This window comes from Embleya sp. NPDC005971 (genome assembly GCF_040629175.1).
Classification (GTDB): Bacteria; Actinomycetota; Actinomycetes; order Streptomycetales; family Streptomycetaceae; genus Embleya.
This window is the reverse complement of the sequence record NZ_JBEXUX010000073.1, coordinates 1-23783: the sequence shown is the minus strand read 5'-3', so window position 1 is coordinate 23783 and position 23783 is coordinate 1. Positions and strand designations below refer to the sequence as shown.

At 73.2% G+C, this 23783-nt stretch carries 23 protein-coding genes; 16 read left to right on the top strand and 7 right to left on the bottom strand.

Annotated elements, in window-relative coordinates:
- Positions 1 to 266: 266 nt before the first annotated feature.
- Positions 267 to 1586 (bottom strand): aromatic acid exporter family protein, encoded by a 1320-nt coding sequence (locus ABZ374_RS40215; RefSeq protein WP_360321718.1) that lies wholly within the window; start codon positions 1584 to 1586, stop codon positions 267 to 269.
- A gap of 278 nt (positions 1587 to 1864) precedes the next feature.
- Between ABZ374_RS40215 and ABZ374_RS40210 the strand changes: the two genes are divergently transcribed.
- Positions 1865 to 3823: an AAA family ATPase gene (locus ABZ374_RS40210; protein WP_360321715.1), complete on the top strand. Its 1959-nt coding sequence runs from the start codon at positions 1865 to 1867 to the stop codon at positions 3821 to 3823.
- 219 nt (positions 3824 to 4042) lie between these two features.
- Here ABZ374_RS40210 and ABZ374_RS40205 read toward each other — a convergent pair whose 3' ends face one another.
- Both ABZ374_RS40205 and ABZ374_RS40200 read right to left on the bottom strand, forming a co-directional pair.
- On the bottom strand, positions 4043 to 5215 hold the full coding sequence (locus ABZ374_RS40205; protein ID WP_360321712.1) for a serine hydrolase domain-containing protein: 1173 nt from the start codon (positions 5213 to 5215) through the stop codon (positions 4043 to 4045).
- A gap of 141 nt (positions 5216 to 5356) precedes the next feature.
- On the bottom strand, positions 5357 to 6460 hold the full coding sequence (locus ABZ374_RS40200; protein ID WP_360321709.1) for a hypothetical protein: 1104 nt from the start codon (positions 6458 to 6460) through the stop codon (positions 5357 to 5359).
- Positions 6461 to 6664: 204 nt separating this feature from the next.
- Between ABZ374_RS40200 and ABZ374_RS40195 the strand changes: the two genes are divergently transcribed.
- Both ABZ374_RS40195 and ABZ374_RS40190 read left to right on the top strand, forming a co-directional pair.
- Complete coding sequence (locus tag ABZ374_RS40195; protein ID WP_360321706.1) at positions 6665 to 7120, top strand: hypothetical protein; 456 nt, start codon at positions 6665 to 6667, stop codon at positions 7118 to 7120.
- 143 nt (positions 7121 to 7263) lie between these two features.
- Complete coding sequence (locus tag ABZ374_RS40190; protein WP_360321703.1) at positions 7264 to 7548, top strand: hypothetical protein; 285 nt, start codon at positions 7264 to 7266, stop codon at positions 7546 to 7548.
- Here ABZ374_RS40190 and lanL (ABZ374_RS40185) read toward each other — a convergent pair.
- Together lanL (ABZ374_RS40185) and ABZ374_RS40180 are read right to left on the bottom strand one after the other, a co-directional pair.
- Entirely contained in the window at positions 7527 to 10142 is a 2616-nt protein-coding gene (gene lanL, locus ABZ374_RS40185; RefSeq protein ID WP_360321700.1) for a class IV lanthionine synthetase LanL, read from the bottom strand. The genes ABZ374_RS40190 and lanL (ABZ374_RS40185) overlap by 22 nt on opposite strands.
- 237 nt (positions 10143 to 10379) lie before the next feature.
- Positions 10380 to 10550: an SflA family class IV lanthipeptide gene (locus ABZ374_RS40180; RefSeq protein ID WP_360321697.1), complete on the bottom strand. Its 171-nt coding sequence runs from the start codon at positions 10548 to 10550 to the stop codon at positions 10380 to 10382.
- A 252-nt stretch (positions 10551 to 10802) separates the two neighbouring features.
- Between ABZ374_RS40180 and ABZ374_RS40175 the strand changes: the two genes are divergently transcribed.
- On the top strand, positions 10803 to 11618 hold the full coding sequence (locus ABZ374_RS40175; RefSeq protein ID WP_360321694.1) for a phosphatase: 816 nt from the start codon (positions 10803 to 10805) through the stop codon (positions 11616 to 11618).
- Positions 11619 to 11667: 49 nt separating this feature from the next.
- Here ABZ374_RS40175 and ABZ374_RS40170 read toward each other — a convergent pair whose 3' ends face one another.
- On the bottom strand, positions 11668 to 12108 hold the full coding sequence (locus tag ABZ374_RS40170) for a DUF5997 family protein (RefSeq protein ID WP_360321691.1): 441 nt from the start codon (positions 12106 to 12108) through the stop codon (positions 11668 to 11670).
- A gap of 58 nt (positions 12109 to 12166) precedes the next feature.
- Between ABZ374_RS40170 and ABZ374_RS40165 the strand changes: the two genes are divergently transcribed.
- Positions 12167 to 12937: a LysR family substrate-binding domain-containing protein gene (locus tag ABZ374_RS40165; RefSeq protein ID WP_360321688.1), complete on the top strand. Its 771-nt coding sequence runs from the start codon at positions 12167 to 12169 to the stop codon at positions 12935 to 12937.
- A gap of 42 nt (positions 12938 to 12979) precedes the next feature.
- Here the strand turns inward: ABZ374_RS40165 and ABZ374_RS40160 are convergent, their stop codons facing one another.
- Entirely contained in the window at positions 12980 to 14326 is a 1347-nt protein-coding gene (locus tag ABZ374_RS40160) for an MFS transporter (protein ID WP_360321685.1), read from the bottom strand.
- 358 nt (positions 14327 to 14684) lie between these two features.
- Here ABZ374_RS40160 and ABZ374_RS40155 point away from each other — a divergent pair, with 358 nt between their 5' ends.
- The 11 genes from ABZ374_RS40155 (at position 14685) to ABZ374_RS40105 (ending at position 23739) form a co-directional block, all read left to right on the top strand.
- Positions 14685 to 15221: an LAETG motif-containing sortase-dependent surface protein gene (locus ABZ374_RS40155; RefSeq protein WP_360321682.1), complete on the top strand. Its 537-nt coding sequence runs from the start codon at positions 14685 to 14687 to the stop codon at positions 15219 to 15221.
- Positions 15222 to 15494: 273 nt separating this feature from the next.
- Positions 15495 to 15974, top strand: a complete 480-nt coding sequence (locus ABZ374_RS40150; protein WP_360321679.1) for a SigE family RNA polymerase sigma factor — start codon at positions 15495 to 15497, stop codon at positions 15972 to 15974.
- A complete protein-coding gene (locus ABZ374_RS40145; protein WP_360321676.1) occupies positions 15971 to 16495 on the top strand; it encodes a hypothetical protein in 525 nt (174 codons plus the stop codon). Before ABZ374_RS40150 ends, ABZ374_RS40145 begins: the two co-directional genes overlap by 4 nt.
- Before the next feature lie 198 nt (positions 16496 to 16693).
- Positions 16694 to 16981: a helix-turn-helix domain-containing protein gene (locus ABZ374_RS40140; RefSeq protein ID WP_360321673.1), complete on the top strand. Its 288-nt coding sequence runs from the start codon at positions 16694 to 16696 to the stop codon at positions 16979 to 16981.
- Entirely contained in the window at positions 16978 to 17481 is a 504-nt protein-coding gene (locus ABZ374_RS40135; protein WP_360321666.1) for a hypothetical protein, read from the top strand. Before ABZ374_RS40140 ends, ABZ374_RS40135 begins: the two co-directional genes overlap by 4 nt.
- 111 nt (positions 17482 to 17592) lie before the next feature.
- Complete coding sequence (locus tag ABZ374_RS40130; RefSeq protein WP_360321663.1) at positions 17593 to 17988, top strand: GNAT family N-acetyltransferase; 396 nt, start codon at positions 17593 to 17595, stop codon at positions 17986 to 17988.
- Between the two features lie 107 nt (positions 17989 to 18095).
- On the top strand, positions 18096 to 18926 hold the full coding sequence (locus ABZ374_RS40125) for a SigB/SigF/SigG family RNA polymerase sigma factor (RefSeq protein ID WP_360321660.1): 831 nt from the start codon (positions 18096 to 18098) through the stop codon (positions 18924 to 18926).
- 211 nt (positions 18927 to 19137) lie between these two features.
- A complete protein-coding gene (locus ABZ374_RS40120; RefSeq protein WP_360321657.1) occupies positions 19138 to 19359 on the top strand; it encodes a hypothetical protein in 222 nt (73 codons plus the stop codon).
- Positions 19360 to 19622: 263 nt separating this feature from the next.
- A complete protein-coding gene (locus tag ABZ374_RS40115; protein WP_360321654.1) occupies positions 19623 to 20726 on the top strand; it encodes a glutamate--cysteine ligase in 1104 nt (367 codons plus the stop codon).
- A 271-nt stretch (positions 20727 to 20997) separates the two neighbouring features.
- Positions 20998 to 23601, top strand: coding sequence for a class IV lanthionine synthetase LanL (lanL, locus tag ABZ374_RS40110; RefSeq protein ID WP_360321651.1), 2604 nt, complete (start codon positions 20998 to 21000; stop codon positions 23599 to 23601).
- Between the two features lie 3 nt (positions 23602 to 23604).
- Complete coding sequence (locus ABZ374_RS40105) at positions 23605 to 23739, top strand: hypothetical protein (protein WP_360321648.1); 135 nt, start codon at positions 23605 to 23607, stop codon at positions 23737 to 23739.
- Positions 23740 to 23783: the final 44 nt, after the last annotated feature.

The window sequence follows — 23783 nt, the reverse complement described above, 5'->3', positions numbered from 1 at the left end:
CACCGGCCCCCGGCGCCGCCCGCATCCGCGTACTCCGACGGTTGACCCGCTCGCCCCGACTACCGCGTCGGTTCGACCCGCCCCTCCACCCGGGACGGGATGCCCTCGCGGGCCCCGGCTGCTTGGCTGGACGCACAGCGGTTCGCCGGTCCACCCCGGATCCCCGGCACCCGACCGCTCGGCATGAGCTCGTACACGGGGGTGAGCTCAGGCCCGATCCAGGGCCGGCCGGTGCGAGACTCACGCACCGGCCGGCCCTCGGTCGGTCAGCGGCGGCGGCGCAGGGTGTGGCGGTGCAGGCGGCGGGGGACGCGCAGGAGGCGGTCGGTGGGGGCGACCACCCGGCGGAGGCGGTCCCGCAGCACCGGTGCGGGACGGATCACCGCGGCCCGCAGGCGACGGTCCTCGGCCAGGCGCCGGCGGCGCTCGTCGATCCGCTGCGCCAGGTCGCCCGGGGTGCCCGCGGGCCGGGTCTCGTCGACGAGCTTGTCGACCGCGGTCAGCAGGGTGCCGTACAACTCCCAGCGGTCCGGGTTCTCGATCGAGTCGGCGAGCAGGATCGCCTCGGTGCGCGAGCGGTCCACATCCGCCTCGGCCAGCCGTTCGCGCAGCGTGTTCTCGGCCCGGGCGGAGTCCTCGGGGCGATCCTGGCCGTGCAGCACGACCAGGTGGCCGTACGCGGCGAACAGCGCGGCCAGCGAGCGGAACAGGCTGCGCAGCGACTGCTCGGTGGCCGGCGGGATCTCGGTGTACGCCGGTTCGCCGCGCTCGCCCCGCGCGTACAGCCCGCTCAGTGCCCGGCACACCATGCGCAGCGCCACCGCGCTGATCTCGGCGGTGTCCAGGCCGCTGCGCAGCGCGAGCACCCGCCCCGTGGCCCGCCGGCCGCGCGGGTTGAGCCGGGTGCCCTCCTCGGCGGTGGACAGCGTCGCGTCCACCCGCACGATGTCCCGGTCGATCCGGCGGGCCTCCTCCAGCCAGCCGTGCGCGCGGTCGTGGCCGACGTCGGCCTCCAGTTCCCCGGCCATCGTGTCCAGGAGCCGGGTCAGCGCGGTGAACGCGGACATCACCGCCTCGTTCGCGGGCCGCACGTGCACGGGTGGCGCCAGGATCAGGGAGAACATCATGCCGACGGCCGCGCCGACCAGGGTTTCCGCGACCCGGTCCCACGCGGTGTCCCCGACCTGGCTGACGCCGAGCACGATCATCGCGCTGATCGCCACCTCGTTGATCGAGTCGCCGAGCCGGATCAGATGGCCCAGGCCGAGCGAGGCCAACAGCAGCAGGGTCAGGCTCCACCAGTTGAGCCCGACCGCCTCGCTGAACAACACCGCGATCAGCACCCCCGACACCACGCTGGCCACCCGCTGCACACCCGTGGTGAAGGTCGCGTACGAGGTGACCTGGACGACCAGGAGCGCGGTGAGCGGGGCCAGGATCGGCTGTGGATCGGGGCCGGTCAGGGCCAACGCGGTGACGTAGGAGGTCACCGCGGCCACGGTGGTGCGCAGGACCTGGGCGACCAGCGAGGTCTCGCTCTCCTTGACCCTGGACAGCGCCGCGGCGAGATCGACGTCCGACGGCATGCGACTCCCTTCTCTCCCGGTTCGCGGGCCCTCGTGGGGCGGATTTCCCTTGTATGCCCTGTTCCGGACGAGCACACCACGCGCCCGGGGCAATATCGCGATCATCCGGACGCGCGTGGGCGAGTGCGTGGCGGCGGGCCGGTGGGCGCGTCGGTTCGGTGTCGATCCGCCCACACGGGGGTCTGTGGTGTGCGAGGGTGCGGGGGACGGGGTCGGTCGCGGCCAGGGCTCCGCGGGCATGCCGGCCGGACCGGCACGAGGCATCGGAGTCAGCTCCCATGGCATATCAAATCCCGCCGGAGACGGCCCACTTCGTGGACCGGGAGCCCGAACTGGCCCGGGTCTTCCGAGCCGCCGCCGAGTGGCGCGGACACTCCCGCCCGCTGTGCGTCGCGCTGAGCGGGCCGGCCGGGGCCGGGCGCACCGAACTCGCCTTCCGGATCGCCCGCAGACTGCGGCAGGACCCCGCCGACGAGGTGCTGTACCTGGACCTGGACGACCTCCGGCGCGACGGCGTGGTCGAAGTAGCCGACGCGTTGGGCGAGTTGCTGCGCTCGCTCGGGGTGCCCGCGGAGTTCGTCGAACAGACGTTCCGGGCCCGCTGCAAGCAGTACTGGACGCGGACCGACGGCAAGCGGGTCGTGGTCGTGGTGGACAACGCCCGCTACGGGAGCGAGGTGGTGCCGCTGTTGCCCGCCTCCGGCGCGGGCATCGTGATCGTGGTCAGCCACGGGCCCCTCCACGACCTGGAGCACGGTGCCGCGGTCGAGCTGTCGCTGCGTCCGCTGGACGACGAACACGCGATGGAACTGCTCGAACGCATGGTCGCGGACCCGAGACTGGCCGCCGAACCGGAGGCCGCCCACGGGTTGCTGCGGTTGTGCTCCGGGTTGCCCGCGGCGCTGCACGTGGCGGCCCGTTGGATGCGCCGGCATCGGTTGCGCTCGCTGTCGCGGCTGCTCGCCGAGCTGACCGCCGAGCTGCACGAGAAGGGACTTCCGGTGGTCGAGGCGGTGTGGGATGCGGCCTACCGCGAACTCGGGCCGGACGGTGCCCGGTTGTACCGGTTGCTCGGCGGCGCCCCCGGCCCGGAGTTCACCCCGGAGACCGCGGTGGCCCTGCTCGGCCGGGGCCTGGACGCCGGCCTGGACGCGCTTGAGGAGTTGGAGACGGCGGGCCTGGTGGACGCCCGGGACGAATACCGGCGGTTGCCGGAGCTGTTGCGCGCGCACGCCCGGCGGCGGGCCGAACGGGACGGCAGCGCGGCGGAAACCACCGACGGGCAACGCCGGATCGTGCGTTGGTACCTGCGGCAGGCGCAACTCGCGGACGCGACGGCGGCGGGCGCCCGGATGACGCTGGCCGAGCGGGTGCCCGCGTTACCGGAGGCGCCCGACGTGGTGTTCGCGGACAAGGCGCGGGCCGCGCGCTGGCTGGAGACGGAGCGGCACGCGCTGTACGGGTGCGTGCGGATGGCGTACGCGCACGGTCTCGACGCCGAGGCGTGGGGCCTGTGCGAGCCGTTGTGGACACACTTCCTCGACCACCGGCACTACGCCGACGTGCTGGACGCCTTCCGCACCGGCGTGGCCGCCGCGCAGCGGGCCGGCCATCCTCGCGCCGCGGCGCGGATGCGCTGCCAACTGGCCCGTCCATTGTGGGAACAGGGGGACTTCGCGGCGGCCGGGGACGAACTGGAGCGGGCGCTGGGCACGGTGGCGGCGCTGGGCGCGGCGACGGCGGCGGACCGCAAGCTCGGCGCGTCGACCGTGGAGTTTCGCGGCATGTTGCGGGCGGCGCGCGGGGATTGGGCGAGTGCGGCGGCGGATTTCGAGGCGGCCCGCGAGGTGCACCGGGCGATCGACAACCCGTACGGCGCGATGTTGATGACGTACCGCCTGGGCGAGGCCGCGGCGGCGCTGGGCGAATCGCGGCGCGCGGCCGAGTTGTTCGAGCGTGCCCACGCGGCGGCGGGCGAGCTGGGCCGGGAACGGATGACCGCCCGCACCGGATTCGCGCTGGGCACCGTGTTGGACACCCTCGGGCGCGCGGGCGAGGCGCGTGCGTTGTACGTGGCGGCGCTGGCGAGTGCGCGGGCGCGGGGCGCCCGTGCCGAGGAGGCCCGGATCCTGGACGCGCTGGCCGACTCCGCCGAGGCGGCCGGGCACCGGGTCGAGGCGGACGAGCACCGCGAGGCGGCCCGGGCGCTGCGGGCGGGGGAGGGGCCGGTGGACTGAGGCTCCGGGTGCTGCGTGCGAGGCAGTGGGGGCGGAGGCTTCGGACGCTGCGTGCCGGGGACGGGCGGGTGGGCCGGGGCTTCGGCCGGTGCGCGCCGGGCACGGGCGGATGGCCGGGGCTTCGGGCGTCCTGTTCGGCCGAGTAGTGGGCCGACGACGAGGATCCGTCCGGCCGGGTGCGCGGAGGCACGCGGCCGGACGGATCCCGACGGGGGTGAATCAGCGGCACAGGGCCGTGAACACGACCTGGTCGACCCGGTCCCGGGCCGCCTCGTTGCCGAGCTGCATGGTGACCGCGACATTGGCCGCGCGGCCGTCGTCGGTGGCCCCGCCCCGGGTCTCGTAGCCGGGGAAACTGCCGCCGTGGCCCCAGTAGAGCCCGTTGCACGGCAGCGGCCTGCTCACCAGTCCCAGCCCGTAGCGGGCACCGGGGCCGAAGGTGCCCTCGGCCCCGGCGACGGTGGTGCGCATCTGGGCGAGCTGGGCCGGCGGGAGGAGACGACCGGCCAGGAGCGCGCCGTAGAACCGGTTGAGGTCGGTGTTGGTGGAGACCAGGGCACCTGCCGCCCAGCCCCAGGAGGGATCGATCTCGGTGACGTCGATCGGCGGCGCGTCGGGCGATGCCCGGTCGTAGCCCTTGGGGTGCGGCTCGCGGATGGTCGCGTCACCGGGGGCGGGGAAGTAGGTGTGGCGCAGCCCGATGCGCTTGATGATGCGCCGGTCCATCTCCTGGGCGAGGGGTCGGCCGGTGATCTTCTCGACGATCATGCCGGCCAGTACGTAATTGGTATTGCTGTATGCCCATTTTTTCCCAGGGTCGAAGTCGGCCGGGTGTTGCAGGGCGATGTCCACGAGTTCGCGGGGTTCGAAGTAGCGGACCTCGTCCCCGAGGTGGTTGGTGTAGTTGGGCAGTCCGCTGGTCTGCTGGAGGAGGTGGCGCACGGTGATGTGGCGTCCGTCGATACCCTCGCCGCGGACCAGGCCGGGCAGGTAGGTGTCGATGTAGGCGTCGAGGTCGATCCGGCCTTCGCCGACCAGTTGCAGTACGAGCACCGCGGTGAATGCCTTGGTGTTGCTGCCGATGCGCACCTGGCCGTCCTTGGGCACCTTCGAGCCGGTGGCCGTATCGCCGACGCCTGCGGTGTAGGTGCGGGTGTGGCCGTCACGGTCCTTGACGCTCGCCAGTCCGGCGGGCAGGTCGTCGGAACGCAGGAGTGCGCTCAGACCCCGCTGGACGGCGTCCGGCCGGGAGCCGGCCGACGCCGAGGGCGGTACGAGGACGCTCATCGCCAGGACACCCACGGCCACCGCGGTCACGGCCGGCAGCGCTCTGCGCCCGCCGCCCTGCGGCCGTCCGGAAAAACGAAACCTCTGCCACGACTGCTCTCGCACGAGCCGAACTCCTACCGAATCTTTGGGGAACCAGCGTTGTCTGCCGGACCCAGCATGTCCGGATGCGACCGGCGGCAACGAGCGTGCCACCCGGCCGGTCGAGGTGGTGCCAGCACCCCGATCCGGCGGCGGCGCGGGCCGTCAAGGTCCGTCGGGCAGGTTCCCGAATGGGGCTTGTGGCTCGCTCGGTTCGGTGGGCGTGAGGTGCACGCGGAAGGTGTGGTCGCCGATCAGGCAGGCGATGGTTGCCGGGAGGTCGGGGTGTCGGGCCAGCCATGCGTGGGTGGCGCCGAGGACGGCGGCCGGGTCCGGGTGGTGCACTCGGCCGTGTTCTCGGTGTGGTTCGAGGTGCGCGGTGAGCAGGGCGCCGGCGCGGGTGCGGACGACGCAGTGTGACGGGGACAGGATCACCGCGGCCGTGCGGCAACCGGGGAGGTCGGCCAGGATTCGGGCGGTCCAGTCGGCCGGGGTCCAGTCGAGGTGGTGGCCGGCGGCCTGCGCGGGTCGGGTGTGGCGGCGGTAGACGAGTGCGGCGCTCTGCAGGTGGCGGATGCCGGCCGGGCCGTATTCGGCGGCGATGTGTTGCGCGGGCATCGTGCCGTGGGTGGGGCGGCGCTCGACGTGCACCTCGTGGTCGCCGAGGCGGGCGCGGACCGCGAAGGCGGCGGGGGTGCGCAGCGGCGCGGCGGGGACCGGCAACACGCGGGCGGTGGCGGGCCCGGACGGCGGTGTGAGGTCGAGCAGCCGGTACAACTCGCCACGCAGCCGCTCCAACGCGTGGCCCTGCTCGGCGAACGCGGCCGCCGCGAAGGCGCGGACCGTGCCGGGACGGTGCGTGGCCAGCAGCGCGCCTATCCCGCCAGGGTCGGCCAACTGCGGGCTGTGGGCCAGCAGTTCGGCCATCGGGCTGCCGGGGATCAGCTCGTCGCCGCCGTCGTGGGCGCGGATGATCGGCCGATCCAGGGCCGCCGCGTACAGCGCGGTCGAGCCGTGGTCGGTGATCACCGCGTCGGCGGCGACCAGCAGCGCGGCCCACTCCTCGTGCGGCGCGGCCAGGATCATCCCGGCGTCGAGTGCGGCGGCGAGTTGCTCCTCCAGGTCGAACGTGCCGATCCGGCTGCGCTCGTTGGGGTGCACGATCAGGGCCAACTGGTAGGTGCCATACGGGAGTTCGGCAGCCAACTCGGCGGGCAGGCCGGGGCGGCGGCGGAGCAGCGACTGCGGACCCCAGGTGGAGGTGAGCACGAGCAGGGTGCGGGCGCCGGTGCCCAGGACCAGGCTGTACGAGCACGCCGGCGCTCGCTCCCAGGGGGCCTTCCGGCCCGCCGCTGCTTGATCGCGGCGAGCGCCTCGCCGTCGAACTCGGAACCGGGCACCGGGAGGCGGAGCCCGCGTGAGCATCCTCGCATCCGCCTGCGGGTGTCGATGCCCGTGTGCACAATGTGGTTCATGAGTGAGTGGGGAATCGCGCTGATCGCAGCAGGATCGGCGCTCGCCGGTGGCCTGATCACCGGCTGGTTCGCCCGCAGCGCCGGAATCCGCCAGGCCGATGCGGCCCGGCACGCGGGCAATCGGCAGGCGGACGCACTCCTGGACACTGTGCGCACCACGCTCGACGAGCAGCGCGTCGAGCGGCTCCTGGACCTGCGTCGCCAGACCTACGTGCGATTCCTGGAGGCCGCGGAGACAGCGATCCTGGCGCAACGTGCCGGCACCGGGACTCCCCAGGACCTCCCCACCCTGCAACGTGCGTTCGCCGCCGTGCAGTTGGAGGGACCGCCCGAGGTCACCCGGACGGCGCGCGTGCTGACCGAGGCCGTCCGCCGACACGAAACCCCGGACCAGCTCGAACAGGCCCGTCAAGCCGTCCTTGCCGCCGCGCAACAGGCGCTCATGCGTTTCTGATCCCGGCTGATCCCGCTCGCCGACGGTCGCCGGGCGGGAGAAGGACAGGGACCCCGGTTGCGGGCGTTGGGGGACGGGCCAGGATGGAAGTGATGCCTTGCGACCGGTGGCATCGGTGACAGCGGCGCGTCTGGAGGACCGTCATGGCCATTCTCATGCAGGTCGATCTGGCGGGGGTCGGCAAGGAACAGTACGACAAGCTTTCCGCGCGGGTGCGGTCCGGCGAGATCCCGGCGCCGGGTTGCCTGGCGCACGTGGCGATCGCGACCGGCGACGGCGTACGGGTCATCGACCTGTGGGAGTCGCAGGCGGCGATGGATGCCTTCAGCGCTCTCCTGAGGCCGGCGGCCGAGGAGCTGGGCTTCCCGCAGAGCGGGACCCCGCCGCAGGTCACCGAGGTGCACGCCTACTGGGTCCCCGGCACGTAGACCTTCCGGTCGACGGCCTCGGGCGGTGCGACCAGGCGTTCGCCGCCCCGGTCCCGTACGCGACGCAGCAGGGACAGCACGCCGCTGCCGCCCGTGGCCCAGCCGGGATCGGTGCCGGCGAGGGTGTTGTCCGGGAACAACGGGCGCCGTACCGTGCCGCCGCTGCGCGCCAGGATCAGCGCCACCACGTCCTCGGCGGCCCGCCAGTGCTCGTCGTCACCGGTGGCGAGCGCGGCGTCCACGAGCAGTTCGCCGACTCCGGACAGGCCGCAGCACTGCGACACCAGGCTCATTCTCGGGGCGAGCACATGGCACAACCGGGCGCAGCGCAGGCCGAGTTCGAGCAGTTCCGGATCCTGCGCGGGTGCGCCCGCCGCGATCAGCACGGTGCCGATCCCGGCCATGCCCCGACACCAGGACCCGAAGTGCCGGGCGGCGTCCGGGCGGGCCGCCGAGGCCAGCAACTCCGGTGTCAGCGCGACGAGTCGATCCAGACCCCCGCGAGCGGCGCGGGCGAACACCGGATCGGCGTGGCCCGGAAGGTCCCGGCAGGCGTGCAGGAAATGCACGATGCCGGCGCTGCCGTGGGCGTAACCGTGGACGTAGGCCGCACGCGAGGAGGCCGGCGGTAGGTCGAGTTCGGCGTGTTCCGGGTCGGCGCGCCGGTCCAGGAGTTCCCCGGCGCAGGCGGCCGCGGCGGCCAGATGCGCGGCGGCTTGTTCGGCGTGCCCGGCCGCGTGTGCCTGGCGGGCCAGGAGGAGATGGCCGGTGCCGGTGCCCGCCGCGCCGCCGATCTGGTCGCCGGTGTCGTCGTACGGCAGCGGCTCGCTCGGGAACACCGGTGGTACGACGTCGCCGCCCGGCAGCGTGGCGGCGGCGCGCAGGAACAGCTCGACCCCGGTGCGCCCGGTGTACAACGCGCCCGGGAGCGCGCCCAGTTCGGGATGGGCGGCGGTGCGCCGGGCCAACTCGACGACCGCTTTCGGCACGCCCGGCCGGTCGAGGTGGTGCAGCAGTTCCAGGCCCACTCCGGCGGCGCCCGCGTAGAGCGTCAGCGTCGATCCCGGCCGTGGGCCGGATCCGGCGGGCAGGTCGGCGGCGGTGCGTACGCAGTCGCCCACGGTGTGGTCGATCACGTCGTCCAGGAGGCCGGCGGTGATCCGGGGCGGGGTCGGCAACCGGCGGGCGCGCGGCGGTTCGGGCAGGCCGGCCCGCAGGCGCCGGGCGCAGCCGATCCGCTCCGCACGATCGAGGTCGAGCAACCCGGCGACCAGGGCCCGGACCGGCCGGTGCGCGGCATCCGGCAGCGCGGCGGCGAGGCAGGCCAGCGTGCGGTCCCGGGCGATGGCCGGGTCGGGGTCGACGATCACCGGATCCATGCCGGTCAGCGCGTAGTACAGCGTCGCGCCCAGCGCGTACAGGTCGTCCGCGGGATCGGGCGGGTCCTCGCCCGAGCCCGTCGCCAGGGTGTACCCGGGGGTGCCGCCGGCCGGGCGGACCGCGCCCAGCGCGCTGATGCCGAAGTCGACCAGCTTGCAGGTGCCGTCCGTGTCGAGCACCACGTTGCCCGGTTTGAGGTCGCGCATCACCACCCCCAGCGCATGCATCCCGTCCAGGATCGCGAGCAGGCGGCGGGCCAGCACACTCACCCGGCGCCCGGGTTGCGCGTCGCCCGGGTAGGGGCCGTGCGCCGACACGTCGCGGCGCAGGTCCTGCGGGCCGCAGTCGGTGGTGACCAGGTACTCGTCCTCGCCGTGCCGCAGGTGGTCGAGCACCCGGGGCACACCGTCCGACCCGGCCAGGGCCGCCAGCACCGCGTGCTCGTGCCGCAACCGGCCTCGGGCGTCCACCCCGTCGCCGTCCTCGCCCGCGTACGCCCTGGCCTGTTTGATCACCACCCGCTCGCCGGTCGTGGTGTCCAGCGCGCGGTAGACGTCCCCGTGCGGGGAACGGGCGATGCCCGCGGTGAGCCGATATCGACCGCCGACCAGGCGGGCGGGTCGCCCCGGCGTGGGAGCGGGGGCACCGAACGGGTCGGCCGCCCACGGGGGTTGGCGGTAGCGGATGCTCGCCCGGCCGGGGAAGCGCTGCCCGTCGGGGCCGATCATCACCGATTCGGCGGCGCCGACGCCGAGCACCCGGAAGGGGCCGTAGCGGTAGTAGACGGGCGCGTCGGGTCGGACCCGGCGGTCGCTGAGCACACGCGGGCCGCCGTGACCGGTCAGTACGTCGGCCAGTTCCCGGCCCAGGGCAGCGACATCCTCGGTGCGTGGATAGACGGTGACCGCCTTGCCGACCACGGCCGGGCCGCGTACGCCGGCGTTCAGTTCCTCCAGAACGGCGGTGCCGGCCGCGAACTTGGCCAGGCAGCGGTAGCGCAGCAGCACCGGGACCAGCAGGTCCAGCGTCCGGGGGAAATCCTCGGGGCGGGCCGAGACGTGCAGTTTCCAACCGTGGTCGAGCGTGGGCATGCGCGGGTCGAACAGGTGCAGCCAGACGTCGTCCGCACGGCAACGGCGGTCGTGCCCGGCCACCAGCGTGTGCAACCGGTTGCGCAGCTCCTGTGCGGATCCGTTCGGGATCGAACGCACCATGCCCCCTCCCGCTCGTGCCGTTCGCTCGATCCGTTGCGGTCACCGGGCGGCGCGGCCGGGGCACCGGGGTGGGCGGCTGCCGGGGCGGCACCGGCGGGGGCGCGGGCCCGATCGGGTCGAGCGGTTCCGATCGGGCCGTGCGTGCCGGGTGCCTACGGACGAGCGAGCCGTCCGGATCCGCAGGCCCGACCCGGTTCGTCGAGCCGAGCCGCCCGTCGGGTCAGGCCGTCCGTCCGGTCAGGACTTGAAGTCGCAGCCGACGCGGGTCGTCGCGGTCGGCCAGGGCTCGGGCAGACACGCCTCGATCCGGCGGTCCGGGTTCGATTCGTCCTCGAACTCGACCACTTCCTCCTCGACCTCGACGTCGAGCGGACCGGCGTCGCGGATCTCCATCGTTACGGGGCTCATATCGATCCTTCCTGCAAAAAAGGCGGGCAGATCAGTACACGAACCTTGCGTCCTACCGTCGTTCGCGGTCGGCGTCCACCACGCCTCGGTGCGGATGAGGCGGGTGGGTCGTCGTTACCGCGCCAATAGTCTCCACGGTGGACAACAAAAGGAGAACGTGTCGAATCGGCCGGCTTATGGCGGGATTTAGCGCTGGTGAACGAGCCGAGCCCGAGGCTCCGGTGCGCTGCGCGGGTAGGCACAATGGTCGACATGACGAAGCCGAACATCCCCCCGTCCCGCGACGAGTTGCTTCGGCATCTGGTGGCCACGCGCATCTCCGGCCCGGTGGCCACCCCCCGGGAGGTCAATCTGCGGCACTACGCCGAACTGGTGAAGGGCAACCGGCGCTTCTGGCTGGGCCTGGAACTGGGCGATCGCTGGACCCAGGAGGACGTGCTCGCCGTGATGGTCGAGCGGGCGGGGGTACATCCCGACCCCGAGCACCACTTCGGCCAGGACACCATCGACCCACTGCTCACGCTGGCCGGGCTCGACCGGATGGCCGCCGTCCTGCGCGACGCCGCCGCCCGTCGGCTGCGGGTGTTGCTCGCGACCGGACACCCCGGCGGCCTGCTGGACGTACACCGGGCCGTCGGCCGGGCACTGCGCGCGGCCGGCGCCGAGATCCTGGACATCCCACGCGGGCTGCACACCACCGAGGGCGACGACGAAACCAGCGGCAGCGTGCGGCAGTTCGGCGACGTGGCGGTGCTGGAGCGCGGTGCCACGCTGTGGCACACACACGCGCCGCAGCCGATGAGCGCGATCCTGGACGCCCTCGACGCGGCCGGGCGGCCCCGGCCCGAGCTGGTCGTCGCCGACCACGGCTGGGCCGGTCGCGCGGGGCAATACGGCATTCCCACGGTCGCGTTCGCCGACTGCAACGACCCGGCCCTGTTCCTCGGCGAGGCCGAGGGCTCCGTCACGGTCACCGTCCCGCTGGACGACCACGTCGTGGACGCCCGGGACTACGCGCCGATGACCGCCTACCTGTTGGCGGCTGCGGGCCTGCCGGCCGAGGGCTGACACACGAACGGCGGTCGCCCGGTCTTCGGGGCGACCGCCGGACGGCGGGTCAGGAGCGCGGTCGGCGCGCCTTCGCGGGGCGCTTCTCGCTCTTCTCGGCGCTCTGCTCCGCGCTCTTCTCCTGGTTCTTCTCCTTGATCCGGATCGTTTCCTTCCGGACCTCGGCCTGGGTGGCGCGCTCCTGGCGCAGCCACTCCGGACCGTCTTCCTTCAGCGCGTCGATCTGCTCGGTGGTGAGGGCGTCGGTGATGCCGCCGCGAGCGAGGCCGGCGATGGAGACGCCGAGCTTGTTCGCGACGACGGGTCGCGGGTGCGGGCCGTTGCGGCGCAGTTCCTGCAGCCACTCGGGCGGGTCGGCCTGCAGCGCGTTCAACTCGTCGCGGGAGACGACACCCTCTTGGAACTCGGCGGGGGTGGCCTGGAGGTACACGCCCAGCTTCTTCGCCGCGGTCGCGGGCTTCATCGTCTGGGTGGTCTTGTGCGACGTCATGGTGTCCAGAGTAGCGACCGTGTGCGGTGCCTCCGATCATGGCCGGTAGCCTGACGTGGTGACAGGCTCGGAAGTACCCACCCCGTTCCGGCTCGCGTACGTTCCGGGGGTGACCCCCACCAAATGGGTGCGGGTCTGGAACGAGCGGCTGCCCGACGTCCCGTTGACCCTGATCGCGGTGTCCGCCGCCGACGCGGCCGACCTGCTGCGCGCGGGCGAGGCCGACGCGGGGTTGGTGCGGCTGCCGATCGAGCGGACCGACCTGAGCGCGATCCCGCTGTACACCGAGACCACGGTGGTCGTGGTGCCCAAGGACCACGACGTCGCGGGAGTGGACGAGGTGGTCGCCGAGGACCTGGCCGACGCCGTGGTCCTGCATCCGCTCGACGACACCCTGGAGTGGGCGCAGCGCCCGGGGGAGCCCGCGAAGGAGCGGCCCGCGAGCACCGAGGACGCGGTCGAACTGGTGGCGGCCGGGGTGGGTCTGCTCGTCGTCCCGCAGTCGCTCGCCCGTCTGCACCACCGCAAGGACCTCACCTACCGGCCGGTGACCGACGCGCCCGAATCGCGCGTCGCGCTGGCCTGGCCGGAGGCCCGGACCACCGACCTGGTGGAGGAGTTCATCGGGATCGTCCGGGGCCGCACGGTCAACAGCTCGCGCGGCCGGACCCCGACTCCGCCACAGCCGAAGGCCAAGTCCCAGCGCCCCGACGCCTCCGGAGCCAGGCGCAAGCCCGGCGCGGCCGGCGGGTCGGCCGGGAAGGGTGCCCGCGGCGGCCCCGGCGCGGGCAAGGGCGGCAAGCGCGGCAAGCCCCGCGGCCGCTCCTGACCCGAGCGGCCGCCGGGGCGACGGCGATTTCGCCGGCCGGGTTCACGCCTTCGCAGCGGCAGCCGGCGCGGGATGGAGGGCCGGTTCCGGCACGCCCTCCGGGACCACCCGGAACAGGGCGATCGCGCCGACCAGGCTGATCGTGCACATCGCCACCAGGTACCAGGTGACCCCGGTCGAGGAGTCGCCGGAGTTCAACAGCGCGGTGGAGATCGTCGGTGCCAGCCCGCCACCCAGTACCGCGCCGAGTTGCAGGACCAGCGAGGACCCCGAGTAGCGCACATGCACCGGGAACGTGTCGGCGATGATGCCGCCCTGTACACAGTGCGTGACCGGAATGATGAGCCCCATGCCGGCGAGGGCCAGAACGGCGAGCGCCGAATTCCCGGTGTTCAACAACGGGAAGAAGGCGATACACCAGACCAGGATCGCGGCCGAACCGCCGATGAACATGGTGCGCCGGCCGTATCGGTCGGCAATTCGGGTCCACAGCGGAATACTCGCGAACCAGAGCACGGCGGCGGCCGAGATGCTCAGGATCAAAAAGCGCTTTCCGTAGTCGAGGTGTTTGGTGCCGTAGGACAGCGTGAACACCATGAAGACATAGGCGACGGCCGAATTGGCGACCACGGCCAGCAGGGTGAGACCGAGTCGAGGGAAGCCGACCTTGAATGCCTCGGCGAGTGGGAAACGGACCACGTGGTCCTGTTCGCGTGCCTCGTTGAAGGAGGGGGATTCGGTGACCCGCAGGCGGATCACCAGGCCCGCCGCGACCAGGATGAAACTCATCAGGAACGGGATGCGCCAGCCCCACCCGGTGAACGCGTGATCGCTCATCCCGGTGCTGACGGCGAGGAACACCAGGTTGGCCAGAACCAGCCCCGCAGGCGTCCCCATCTGCGGAAATCCCGCGTACAGGTTACGTTTTCCGGCGGGCGCGTGCTCCATGGACATCAGCGTCGCGCCGGCGCCCTCGCCACCGAGTCCGATGCCCTGGACGATGCGCAGCAGTACGAGCAGGACCGGTGCCCAATAGCCGATCGTGTCGTAATTGGGAATGACGCCGATCAGGGTCGAGCCGATGCCCATCAGCAGCAGCGACACCACCAGGGTCGCCTTGCGGCCGATACGGTCGCCGAAATGGCCGAAGACCAGACCGCCCAAGGGTCGGGCGACGAATCCCACCGCGAGCGTGCCGAAGGAGGCCAGCGTGCCCGCCGCCGGGCTCAGGGACGGGAAGAATTGTTTGTCGAAGATGAGTGCGGCGGCCGTGCCGTAGAGAAAGAAGTCGTACCACTCCAGGGTGGTGCCGGCCAATGTCGCGACGGCCGTTCTGCGTGCGGCCTTTCCGCCGTCGTCCACGCTCTTTGTCGGAGCCGAATTACGCATGGGTGACCTATTCACTCGGGGGCGGGTGGACACTCCGCAAAGCCGTTGCGGCGGCCGATGTTCACAGCGCGTTAACATGGATCCTGACCCCGGGAGACATCACATACAAATGCCGAATTCGCGGTTCGTTATACCCGTCTCGGTATGAAGGTGCGCCACCCGCGACGCGGTGGCGGTCCCTGCCCGGTTCGCGGCCGGGGTTGCCGCCGGGGTTCGCGGCTCGGCGATTTCGAGCCCGGTGAAAAAAGTTCTCCCGGATCGGGAACCCGGCACGTGGCCGCGCGTCTGGATGTCCGTCACTCGATGGTGGCGGCCTCCGGAAGCCCGGTGGTCCGTTCGATGCCCCACAAGGAGAACGGTGTTCATTCCCTCCCCGCGTCCCCCGCGCCGCACGACGGCCGCGCCGCACGGCGGCCGGTCCCGGGTCCTGGTCGGCCGTGTCCTCGGCGCCGGCCTCGTCCTGGCGGCTTCGGCCGTGCTGGTGGCGCCGAGCCCGGCGCTGGCCGCAGACGGCGCGCCGGCCGGCTCGGCCCGCGCCTCGGACGGCCGGGTCGCCCCGTCCACCGCGCCTGGTCAGCCCCGCGCCTCGACGCCGACCCCGCCCGCCGACCCCGGGGCGCCCGCGGCCAACCGTCCGGATTCGCCGTCCGTACCCCCGACCGCCCGACCGGGCAACCCGTCTCGGCCGCCGACCGACGAGGGGCGACCCGCCGGCAGCGACCCGGCCGTCTCGCCGCCCGGCGCGCGGCCCGGCTCGCCGACCGCGCCGCCGCGCCTGGCCGAGACCGGCGGTGACGACAAGACCGCGCTGTACGTAGGCGGCGCCGCGGGGCTGCTCCTGCTCGGCGGCGGCGCCATCGTGTTCGGCCGACGTCGCGGGCGTACCGCGGCCTGATCCGAAGCCCGGAACCGGCCGGTGTATCGGGCACGTCGACGTCCCCGATACACCGGCCGGCCGCGGCGCCCACCGAGACCACCGGCCCACGGCACCGCGCCCCATCGGTACGCACCCGAGGAGTTCACCGCCATCCAGGATTCCCACGTCCGGGTCCAGCACGACCCGAGCCCGGCCCACCCGGCGCCGCCCGTCGAGGCCGCGCCGCCGCGCCGGCGTGCGTTCGGTCTGTTCCGACGTCGGACCCGGGCGGCCGGCGAGCCGCCGCCGACCATGACGCAGCTCTACCACGCGCACCGGATCCGCCTGGTGCGCCTGGCCACGCTGCTGGTGGACGACCAGGAGACCGCCGAGGACGTCGTGCAGGAGGCGTTCACGGCCGCCTTCCGCCGCTACGGCGCGGGCCTGGGCGAACTCGACGACCCACCCGCCTACCTGCGGCGCTGCGTGGTCAACGGCGCCCGATCGGTGCTGCGCAGACGACGGACCGCCCGGGCCTGGATCCCGCCGGTGCCGCCGCCGGTGGCCTCGCCCGAGGACGACGCGCTGCGGGCCGAACGCGACCGGCGGTTGCGGCACGCGCTGGGGCGACTGACCCGGCGCCAACGCGAGGTGCTGGTGCTGCGCTACTGGGAGAACCTCAGCGAATCCGAGATCGCCGGCACGCTGGGCATCCCGTCCGGCACGGTGAAATCCACCGCGAGCCGCGGGCTGACCGCGCTGCACCGGTTGCTTATGGAGGACGACACGTGACCCGACACGGTGCGGAACCCCTGCGGTCGGGCACGCCCGAACATGCCGCGTTGGAGGCCGAACTGCGCGACTGGATGGGCCGGCGGGCCGACACGGTGACACCCGAGACGCTCCGGACCCGGGACGTGCCGCTGCCCGCCGGGCCGGTGCGCGGGCGCCGCGTCCCGCTGCGCCTGGCGCTGCCGATGGCGGCGGTGGCCGCGGCGGCGGCGAGTTGGGCGCTGCTCGGCTCGATCGGCGGGTCGGACGCCCCGCGCCCGGTGCGGGTGCCGCCCGCCGTGCCCGCTCCGCCGATCGGTGTGTCGACGCCGCCGAGCGTGTCCGGGTCCGCGCCCGCCCACCCGTCGGCGACACCGTCGGCGCCCGAACCACCCGTGGATCCTCCGGCGGCCGGGATCCCCCGGTCCGACGCGCCGGTCCGTCCCCCGGCCACCGGACCCAGCGCGCGCCGGACGGTGGGCGCCGACAACCCGGCGCGCAACCCGCCGCCCGCCACCGGCGAGGGCCGGCGCGCGGGCTGACGTGTGGGCCGACGTGTCGGCCGAGCCGCCGAGCGCACCCGGCCCGCGCCCACGATCTCGACTCGGCCGCACGTTCGGCAACGCGGCAACTTTCCCGCAGGGAGGGACGATTGTCCCTCTCCCGCACTACCGCTCCCGCAATCGACGATCTACGCTGCCCGGATGAGAGATGTTGCGCCTGGGGTGCGTGGGACCAGAATGGCGGAGCCGATACCCGACCCGGACCCGGACACCGACGAACCGATCCGGATGATCGTGGTGCGCAACGTGCGGATGCTCGCACGGCGGGACGGCTACACGGACGGCGCCATCGGCGAGGCACTGGGCCACGGCCGGTCCTGGGCCTGGCGCCGATTCACCGGCGAACTCCCCTTCGACCTCAACGATGTGGAACGCCTGGCCCAGCTTTTCCAGGTGGAACCGGCGCATTTGCTCGCTCCCGCCCACACGTGGGCTCCGGACCCGGCCCGAAGGGTTGTCTCATGAGCACCGATCGTCGCCCGAGCAGCCGGCGCAACCGAGCCGACGCCAAGCACCGCGTGGACCGCGTCGCGGCCCGCCCCGCCCGACACAACGACGGCGCCTCCGTACCGGCGATGTCCTCGGAGGTGGTCGAGGCCGCGCTCTACCGCGCCGCCGAGGGCAGCCACTCGACCCAGGCGACCACGTACATCCTCACCGAGGAAGGCTCGTTCGTCCGCCGTCCCGAGTTGTACGCGGTGTGCCTGGACTGGTCCGACGACGGCCGCTACGCGGCGGTGCGCTGGCGCACCCTGCGCGCGGTGGTCACCGCGCCGGACGCGCCGTTCCCGCCGGGGGCGTTGCGCACGATGTTGCTGCTGTGCTGTTCGCTGCACGACGACGGACCGGCGCCGCTGTCCCAACTGTCGCTGCTGGACTCGACCAACGCGCGGATCGTGTCCCGCGGGATCCACATCGCCACCGGCGCACTGCCCCTGCGCCAGGCCCTGGGCAACACGCCGTAGCCCGAGCGCCTCGGTCCGAACCGTTCGGCGCGGCACGGGATTTCCCTCCCGTGCCGCGATCCGGGCCGGATGAGCACCGGTAACGGCCTTGGCACTTCCTAGGATTGCCGCATGACGGTTACCTTCGAATGGCGGGGCGACTTCGACAACGCCGCCGTCAACGCGCTGCACGCCGAGGGATTCGAGCACCCGCCGCTGCCGATCGACTGGCGCGCCCAGTTGCAGCGGTACAGCCTGGGCTGGGTGTGCGCCTGGCAGCACGATCGCCTGGTCGGCTTCGTCAACGTGGCCTGGGACGGGGGAGTGCACGCGTTCGTCCTGGACACCGTGGTGGCCCGGCGCAATCGGCGGAGCGGGATCGGCGCGGAGCTGATCGCGGTGGCGGTGCGCGAGGCCCGGGCCGCGAAGTGCGAGTGGCTGCACGTCGACTTCGACGACGGGCTGCGCCGGTTCTACGTCGACGCGTGCGGCTTCCGCCCGACGGACGCGGGCCTGATCCGACTCTGAGCGCCGCCACGCCCACCCCATCGGCGGCCGATGGAACGTGTGTATGGTGCATGAATCGGGTGGGGCGGCGACAACCCACCGCGCGAGACGCACCGGAAGGACGTGGCATGACCTTTGGTATCGCGACCGACTCCCCGGCCGACACCGCTCTCGTGGAGGACACCGCCGGACCATCGGCCGCAAGCGACGCGCGGGCGATGTCCAGGGTGCTCTTCGATCGGCTGAAGTCCCTGGAAGAGGGCACGTCCGAGCGCCAGTACGTACGCAACACCCTGATCGAACTCAATCTCCCGCTGGTGCGCTTCGTGGCGTCCCGCTACCGCTCGCGCCGGGAGGAGACCCAGGAGATCGTGCAGGTCGGCACGATCGGCCTGATCAAGGCGATCGACCGCTTCGACCCGGCGTTCGGGTACGAGTTCCCCACCTTCGCGGTGCCCACCATCTCCGGCGAGATCAAGCGCTTCTTCCGGGACCACACCTGGGCCGTGCACGTCCCGCGCCGACTTCAGGAACTGCGCATCGAACTGGCCGAGGCCCGGGACACGTTCACCGCCGAGCACGATCGCGAGCCCGGTGCGGCCGAACTCGCCGCGCGCCTGGGCCTGGACGTCGCCCGGGTGACCGAGGGCCTGACCGCGGCGGCCGGCTACACCGCCGAGTCGCTGGACGCCCCCGCCTCCGAGGACGGGCCCCTGCCGGCGCATGCCGCGCGGGCCTCGTTCGTCGATCCGGGATTCGCCCGGGTCGAGGACCTGCACGCGCTCAAGCCGCTGATCGCCGCCCTGCCGGAACGCGAGCGGACCATTCTGGCGCTGCGCTTCGGCCGGGAACTGACCCAGTCGCAGATCGCCGAGCGACTCGGCCTGTCCCAGATGCACGTCTCCCGACTGCTCGGGCGCACCCTGGCCGGCCTGCGCACCGGGCTGCTGGCGGACTGACCCGCGCACCGCCGGGCCGCCGCCGGTGACCCCGGCGCGCCGCCGATCTCCCGTGTCACCCGCGCGGCCCAGGGGCCGGACCGGGGATTCTCCCTGCTCGGACGCCCGGCCGGGCCGGATCGACCCGGGCGCGGGAGGCCCTGGGAGTGCAGGGTCGGCCGGCAGCGGATTACATGGTGAGGTCGATGGATCTCACGACACGGGAGCGGACATGCACGTGATGAGAGCGGTCCAGGACGCACAGAGTGTGGTGTGGCACGCCATGGAGAGCGAGGACATCGCCATGTGCGGGGAGACCTTGCCGGCCGGCCGGGAGGTGGACGGCACCCGGCGACGGGAGACGTTCTGTGTCCCGTGCATGAGCGAGGTCGAGCGGACCATGCATCCCGTGGCCGGATCCGGCGATCGGGCGGACGAGGAGACGCCGGTCTGACCCGGTGATCCCGCCGGAGGGGCGTCGCGCCGGGCGGCGCCCCTCGGCATGTGGGCCGAAGGCCCTCGGGCCGGCGACGCCGCTCGGGACGGGCGCCTCGCCGCCGGACACGGCGTCAGGGAGTGCACGATGGTGCGTGCGATTGCGGGGCCCGTGCCGGCCCCGGTATCCGGTTCGACCGCGGGGCACGGGACGGCTTCCGGATTTTGTTGGACATGTCGCGGTTCCGCGTTCGGTGCGGGGCCGGCGGTCGGTGACCGGGCATGATCACGTTCGGGGTCGAGGAGGAGTACCTGCTCGTGGATCCCGCCGACGGCCGGCCGATGCCGGTCGCCGAGGCGGTCCGGGCGGCGGCGAACCTGCAACCGGCGGTGACCGGCGGCGAGATCCAGCCCGAGTTGATGCAGGTGCAGGTCGAGGTGGCGACGCCGGTGTGCGCGGCCCTCGACGAGGTGGGCGGACACCTGCTGCGGCTGCGCCACTCGGTCGCCGCGGCGGCCGAACAGGCGGGATGCCGGCTCGTCGCCTCCGGTACCGCGCCGTTCCGCTCCGAAACGCCGATCCCGCTCACCGACCGGGTGCGCTATCACGCGCTGCACGCGGACGCGCCACGCCTGGTCGACGAGATGTTCGTCAACGGGATGCACGTACACGTCGGCGTCCCGGACCGGGACGCGGGCGTGATCGTACTCAATCGGCTGCGCCCGTGGTTGCCGCTGTTGGTGGCGATGGGCGCGAACTCGCCGATGTGGGAGGGCGGAGACACCGGCTTCGCGAGTTGGCGCACCATCGTGTTCGGCCGCTGGTCGATCAGCGGCATGCCGCCGGAGTTCGTCGACGCGCTCGACTACGACCGCCGGATCGAGGAATTGCTGACCGCCGGCATTCTGCGCGACCGGGCCAGGGTCTACTGGCAGGTCCGGCTCTCCGAGCGCTACCCCACGGTCGAGATCCGCGCGATGGACGTGCAACTGCGGGTGGAGGACGCGGTGATGCTCGCCGGACTCGTCCGGGCCTTGGTCACCACGGTGTTGCGGGACGCGACGGCCGGTCAACCACCGCCCCGATCGGCCCCCGAATTCGTCGCGGCGGCCCAGTGGTACGCCGCGCGGCACGGGCTGACCGACGCGTTGATCGACCCGCACGCGCCGCGTCGGCTCAAGGCCGGTGAACTGGTCGGCCGCCTGCTGGACTACGTCGCACCGGCGCTCGCGGACGCCGGGGACGATCGGCAGATCGACGCGCTCGTGCACCGACTGCTGCGCGAGGGGGCGGGGGCCGATCGGCAGCGGGCGGCGTTTCGGCTCGGCGGTCGGGACGCGTTGGTGCATCTGCTCGTGTCCGAGGGGATGTCCACGCACGGATGAGCGCGGCGCCGACGCGGGTGCGGGCGGGTCGCGGCGGCGGGTGTGGGCGGTGGGTGCGGGCGTGGGCCCGGAGGCGGGAGGGCGTGCCGTCGATCGACGGCGTAGTGCGTACGGCAATCGGGTGATATATCGAGGTTCGACTCTGGTCGGGGCCCGATCGCGGTGGCAGGCTGGGCCGGTGATGTCGAGCTACCGGTTATTGGTTTCCCGGGTTCTGACCGAGACGAACCGCATCGATTCATGGCGGGTATGGCATGGCGATCCCTGGTGCATGGTGTCGCCTCCCGGGCACGTACGACGGCGCCAGGGTTGGAAGTTGCACCTGTCGTGCACCGCCCGATCCGCGCCGGACGTGTTGGAGCGCGCGGTCCGGGTGCTCCTCGCCCACGGGTGCGCGTTCAAGTTCGCGGCCGATCCGCGGATCGCCGCCGAGTTGAACGGGGTCCGGGCGGCCCGGGCCCTGTCCGGCAAGTTCATCACCGCCTACCCTGCCGATGACGAGCAACTGGTGCTGCTCGCCGCCGAGTTGCACGCGGCGACCGAGGGCCTGCCGGGACCGGCCATTCTCTCGGATCGGCGCTACCGGCCGGGCAGCGTGGTGCACTACCGGTTCGGCTGCTTCGCCCGCCCGCGCGAACTCAACGACGAGGGGTTCTACGAGGGCCGATTGCAGGCACCCGACGGCACGTCGGAGACCGACCGCCGCGAGCCCTGGTTCTCCCCGCCGCCCTGGGCGGTGGACCCGTTGGCGGTGCCGCCCACGGCGCTGCTCGCGCGGCGTCGCGGCGATGCGGTGATGCTCGCGCGCCGGTATCGGGTCCGTGAGGCGATCCGGCACTCGAACCGGGGCGGGGTCTACCGGGCGCGCGACGAGCGCACCGGCGAACAGGTCCTGATCAAGGAGGCCCGTCCGCATGTCGGGGCCGGGCCCGACGGCCGCGACGCGCGGGACTGGTTGCGGCACGAGGCGCGGATGTTGGCGCGCCTGGCGCCGCGAAGGATCGCGCCCGAGGTGCGCGAGGTATTCGACAGCGGCGGCCACGTCTTCTTGGTCGAGGACCTGATCGAGGGCGTCGCTCTGACCCGATGGACCTCGGCCCGGCTGGAGCGCCGACACGGCGACGACGGCCGGATCCCGGTCGCGGCCGGTTGGGAACTGGCCCGCGAACTCACCCGGTTGCTGGCCCAGGTGCACGCGGAGTCCCTGGTGCTGCGCGACTTCAAGCCGGGCAACGTGATGATGACGCCCAAGGATTGCCCGGTGTTGGTGGACCTGGAGAGCGCGGTGCCGGTCGGCAGCCGGGTTCCGGTGGTCGGCACCCGAGGCTTCACCGCCCCCGAATACCTGGGCTCGGCCGGAGCCGACGGGGTCGCCCCGGCGGCGGACTTCGCGGCGGACTGCTTCAGCCTGGGCGCGACCCTGCTCCAGGTCGGCGCCGGGATCAACCCGGTGTTGGCCCCCGAGACCGAGCCCGCGCGGCCGGTCGGCGAGCGGATCGCCGCGATCGTGGCCGCCGCCGCGCCCGGGTTGCCGATGTTGCGCGCACTGGCGCCGCTGATCGTCGGGCTCACCGGCGAGGCGGGCGAGCGGTGGAGCCTGGCACAGGCCGCCGACTTCCTGCGGGCCGGCCCCGAGCCGACCCGCCGGCTCGGGGCCGGGCCGCCCGCGCCGGCCGACCCGGAGCGGTTGCTCACGGACGGGTTGCGGCACCTGGCGGACACGATGGACCCGGACGCGGACCGGCTGTGGGCCGCGCCGCGCGCGTTGCCGGACGGCGATCCGTGCAACGTGCAACTGGGCGCGGCCGGCGTGCTTGCGGTGTTGGACCGGGCGGTGCGGTGCGGTCGACGGGACGCGGAGCCCGCGCTGCGGACCGCCGCGGACTGGCTCGACCGCCGGTTGACCCGGCCGGACCGGGTGTTGCCCGGGCTGTACTTCGGGCGTTCCGGCACCGCCTGGGCGCTGTACGAGGCGGCCCGGACGCTGGCCGACGACACGTTGGCGCGGCGGGCGGCGGACTACGCCCTGGCCATCCCGCTGACCGGCGGCAATCCCGATGTGTGTCACGGTCTGGCCGGTGCCGGCACGGCCCAGTTGCACCTGTGGCACGCCACCGGCGACCGGCGGTTCGCCGAGCGGGCCGGGGAGTGCGCGGACGCCGTGTTGCGGTTGCTGGCGACCGCCGACGGCGGGGTGGACTGGCCGGTGGGTCCGCAGGTGCGCGGCGAATTGGCCGGGTCGGCGCTGTACGGCTTCGGGCACGGGGTGGCCGGCAACGCGACGTTCCTGCTGGCGGCGGGCCGGGACCTGGACCGCCCCGAGCTGATCGACGTCGCGCTCGGCGGCGGACACGCGCTCGCGGCGATCGCCGACCGGCGCGGGGGCGTGGTGATGTGGCCGAAGGGCCCCGGGCGGGCCGAGCGGCCGGGACTGGACTTCTGGTGCAACGGCACCTCCGGTGTCGGCACGTTCCTGATCCGGCTGTGGCAGGTCACCGGCACGGACCGGTGGTTGGACCTGGCCGAGGGGGCGGCCCACGCGGTGTACGCCGACCGTTGGCGGATCGGGCCGGGCTCGTGTCACGGCGTGGCCGGCAACGCCGAGCTGCTGCTCGATCTGTACGCGGCCACCGGGGACGAGCGGCACCGCTCCCGGGCGCACGAGCTCGCCGGCTGCATCTCGGTGCGCGCCGCCCATCGGCAGGGTCGGTGGCTGGTCCCGGACGACACGCTGCGCGAGATGTGCGCGGCGTACGGCGTCGGGATGGCGGGCGTGCTGGATTTCCTGCTCCGCCTGACACACGGCGGACCTCGTTCGTGGCTGGTCGACCGACCGGCCACCGGGCACGACCGCGACCCCGGAAAGGGGAGATGAGGCATGGAGAGCTCCGTACTGGAACTTCAGGAACTGCCGGAGACCGATGAGCAGCAGGACCTCGAACCGATGATGTGTTGCGACACGGGTCACCACAGCTACGAGTGGACCGAGCTGTGCGTGGCGGCGCTCGACTGATTCGGCGTCGAGGGTTCCGTGGGGGGGGGGGGGGGGCCCCCCCC

What these genes read in the sequence shown, in the direction of transcription:
- ABZ374_RS40135 (WP_360321666.1), top strand. Translation starts at nt 16,978, where the DNA reads ATGAGCACCGATCGTCGCCCGAGCAGCCGGCGCAACCGAGCCGACGCC.
- ABZ374_RS40190 (WP_360321703.1), top strand. Translation starts at nt 7,264, where the DNA reads ATGGCCATTCTCATGCAGGTCGATCTGGCGGGGGTCGGCAAGGAACAG.
- ABZ374_RS40150 (WP_360321679.1), top strand. Translation starts at nt 15,495, where the DNA reads ATGACGCAGCTCTACCACGCGCACCGGATCCGCCTGGTGCGCCTGGCC.
- ABZ374_RS40140 (WP_360321673.1), top strand. Translation starts at nt 16,694, where the DNA reads ATGGCGGAGCCGATACCCGACCCGGACCCGGACACCGACGAACCGATC.
- ABZ374_RS40170 (WP_360321691.1), bottom strand. Translation starts at nt 12,108, where the DNA reads ATGACGTCGCACAAGACCACCCAGACGATGAAGCCCGCGACCGCGGCG.
- ABZ374_RS40125 (WP_360321660.1), top strand. Translation starts at nt 18,096, where the DNA reads ATGACCTTTGGTATCGCGACCGACTCCCCGGCCGACACCGCTCTCGTG.
- lanL (WP_360321651.1), top strand. Translation starts at nt 20,998, where the DNA reads ATGGTGTCGCCTCCCGGGCACGTACGACGGCGCCAGGGTTGGAAGTTG.
- ABZ374_RS40195 (WP_360321706.1), top strand. Translation starts at nt 6,665, where the DNA reads ATGAGTGAGTGGGGAATCGCGCTGATCGCAGCAGGATCGGCGCTCGCC.
- ABZ374_RS40180 (WP_360321697.1), bottom strand. Translation starts at nt 10,550, where the DNA reads ATGAGCCCCGTAACGATGGAGATCCGCGACGCCGGTCCGCTCGACGTC.
- ABZ374_RS40105 (WP_360321648.1), top strand. Translation starts at nt 23,605, where the DNA reads ATGGAGAGCTCCGTACTGGAACTTCAGGAACTGCCGGAGACCGATGAG.
- ABZ374_RS40210 (WP_360321715.1), top strand. Translation starts at nt 1,865, where the DNA reads ATGGCATATCAAATCCCGCCGGAGACGGCCCACTTCGTGGACCGGGAG.
- ABZ374_RS40130 (WP_360321663.1), top strand. Translation starts at nt 17,593, where the DNA reads ATGACGGTTACCTTCGAATGGCGGGGCGACTTCGACAACGCCGCCGTC.
- ABZ374_RS40215 (WP_360321718.1), bottom strand. Translation starts at nt 1,586, where the DNA reads ATGCCGTCGGACGTCGATCTCGCCGCGGCGCTGTCCAGGGTCAAGGAG.
- ABZ374_RS40160 (WP_360321685.1), bottom strand. Translation starts at nt 14,326, where the DNA reads ATGCGTAATTCGGCTCCGACAAAGAGCGTGGACGACGGCGGAAAGGCC.
- lanL (WP_360321700.1), bottom strand. Translation starts at nt 10,142, where the DNA reads ATGGTGCGTTCGATCCCGAACGGATCCGCACAGGAGCTGCGCAACCGG.
- ABZ374_RS40120 (WP_360321657.1), top strand. Translation starts at nt 19,138, where the DNA reads ATGCACGTGATGAGAGCGGTCCAGGACGCACAGAGTGTGGTGTGGCAC.
- ABZ374_RS40175 (WP_360321694.1), top strand. Translation starts at nt 10,803, where the DNA reads ATGACGAAGCCGAACATCCCCCCGTCCCGCGACGAGTTGCTTCGGCAT.
- ABZ374_RS40115 (WP_360321654.1), top strand. Translation starts at nt 19,623, where the DNA reads ATGATCACGTTCGGGGTCGAGGAGGAGTACCTGCTCGTGGATCCCGCC.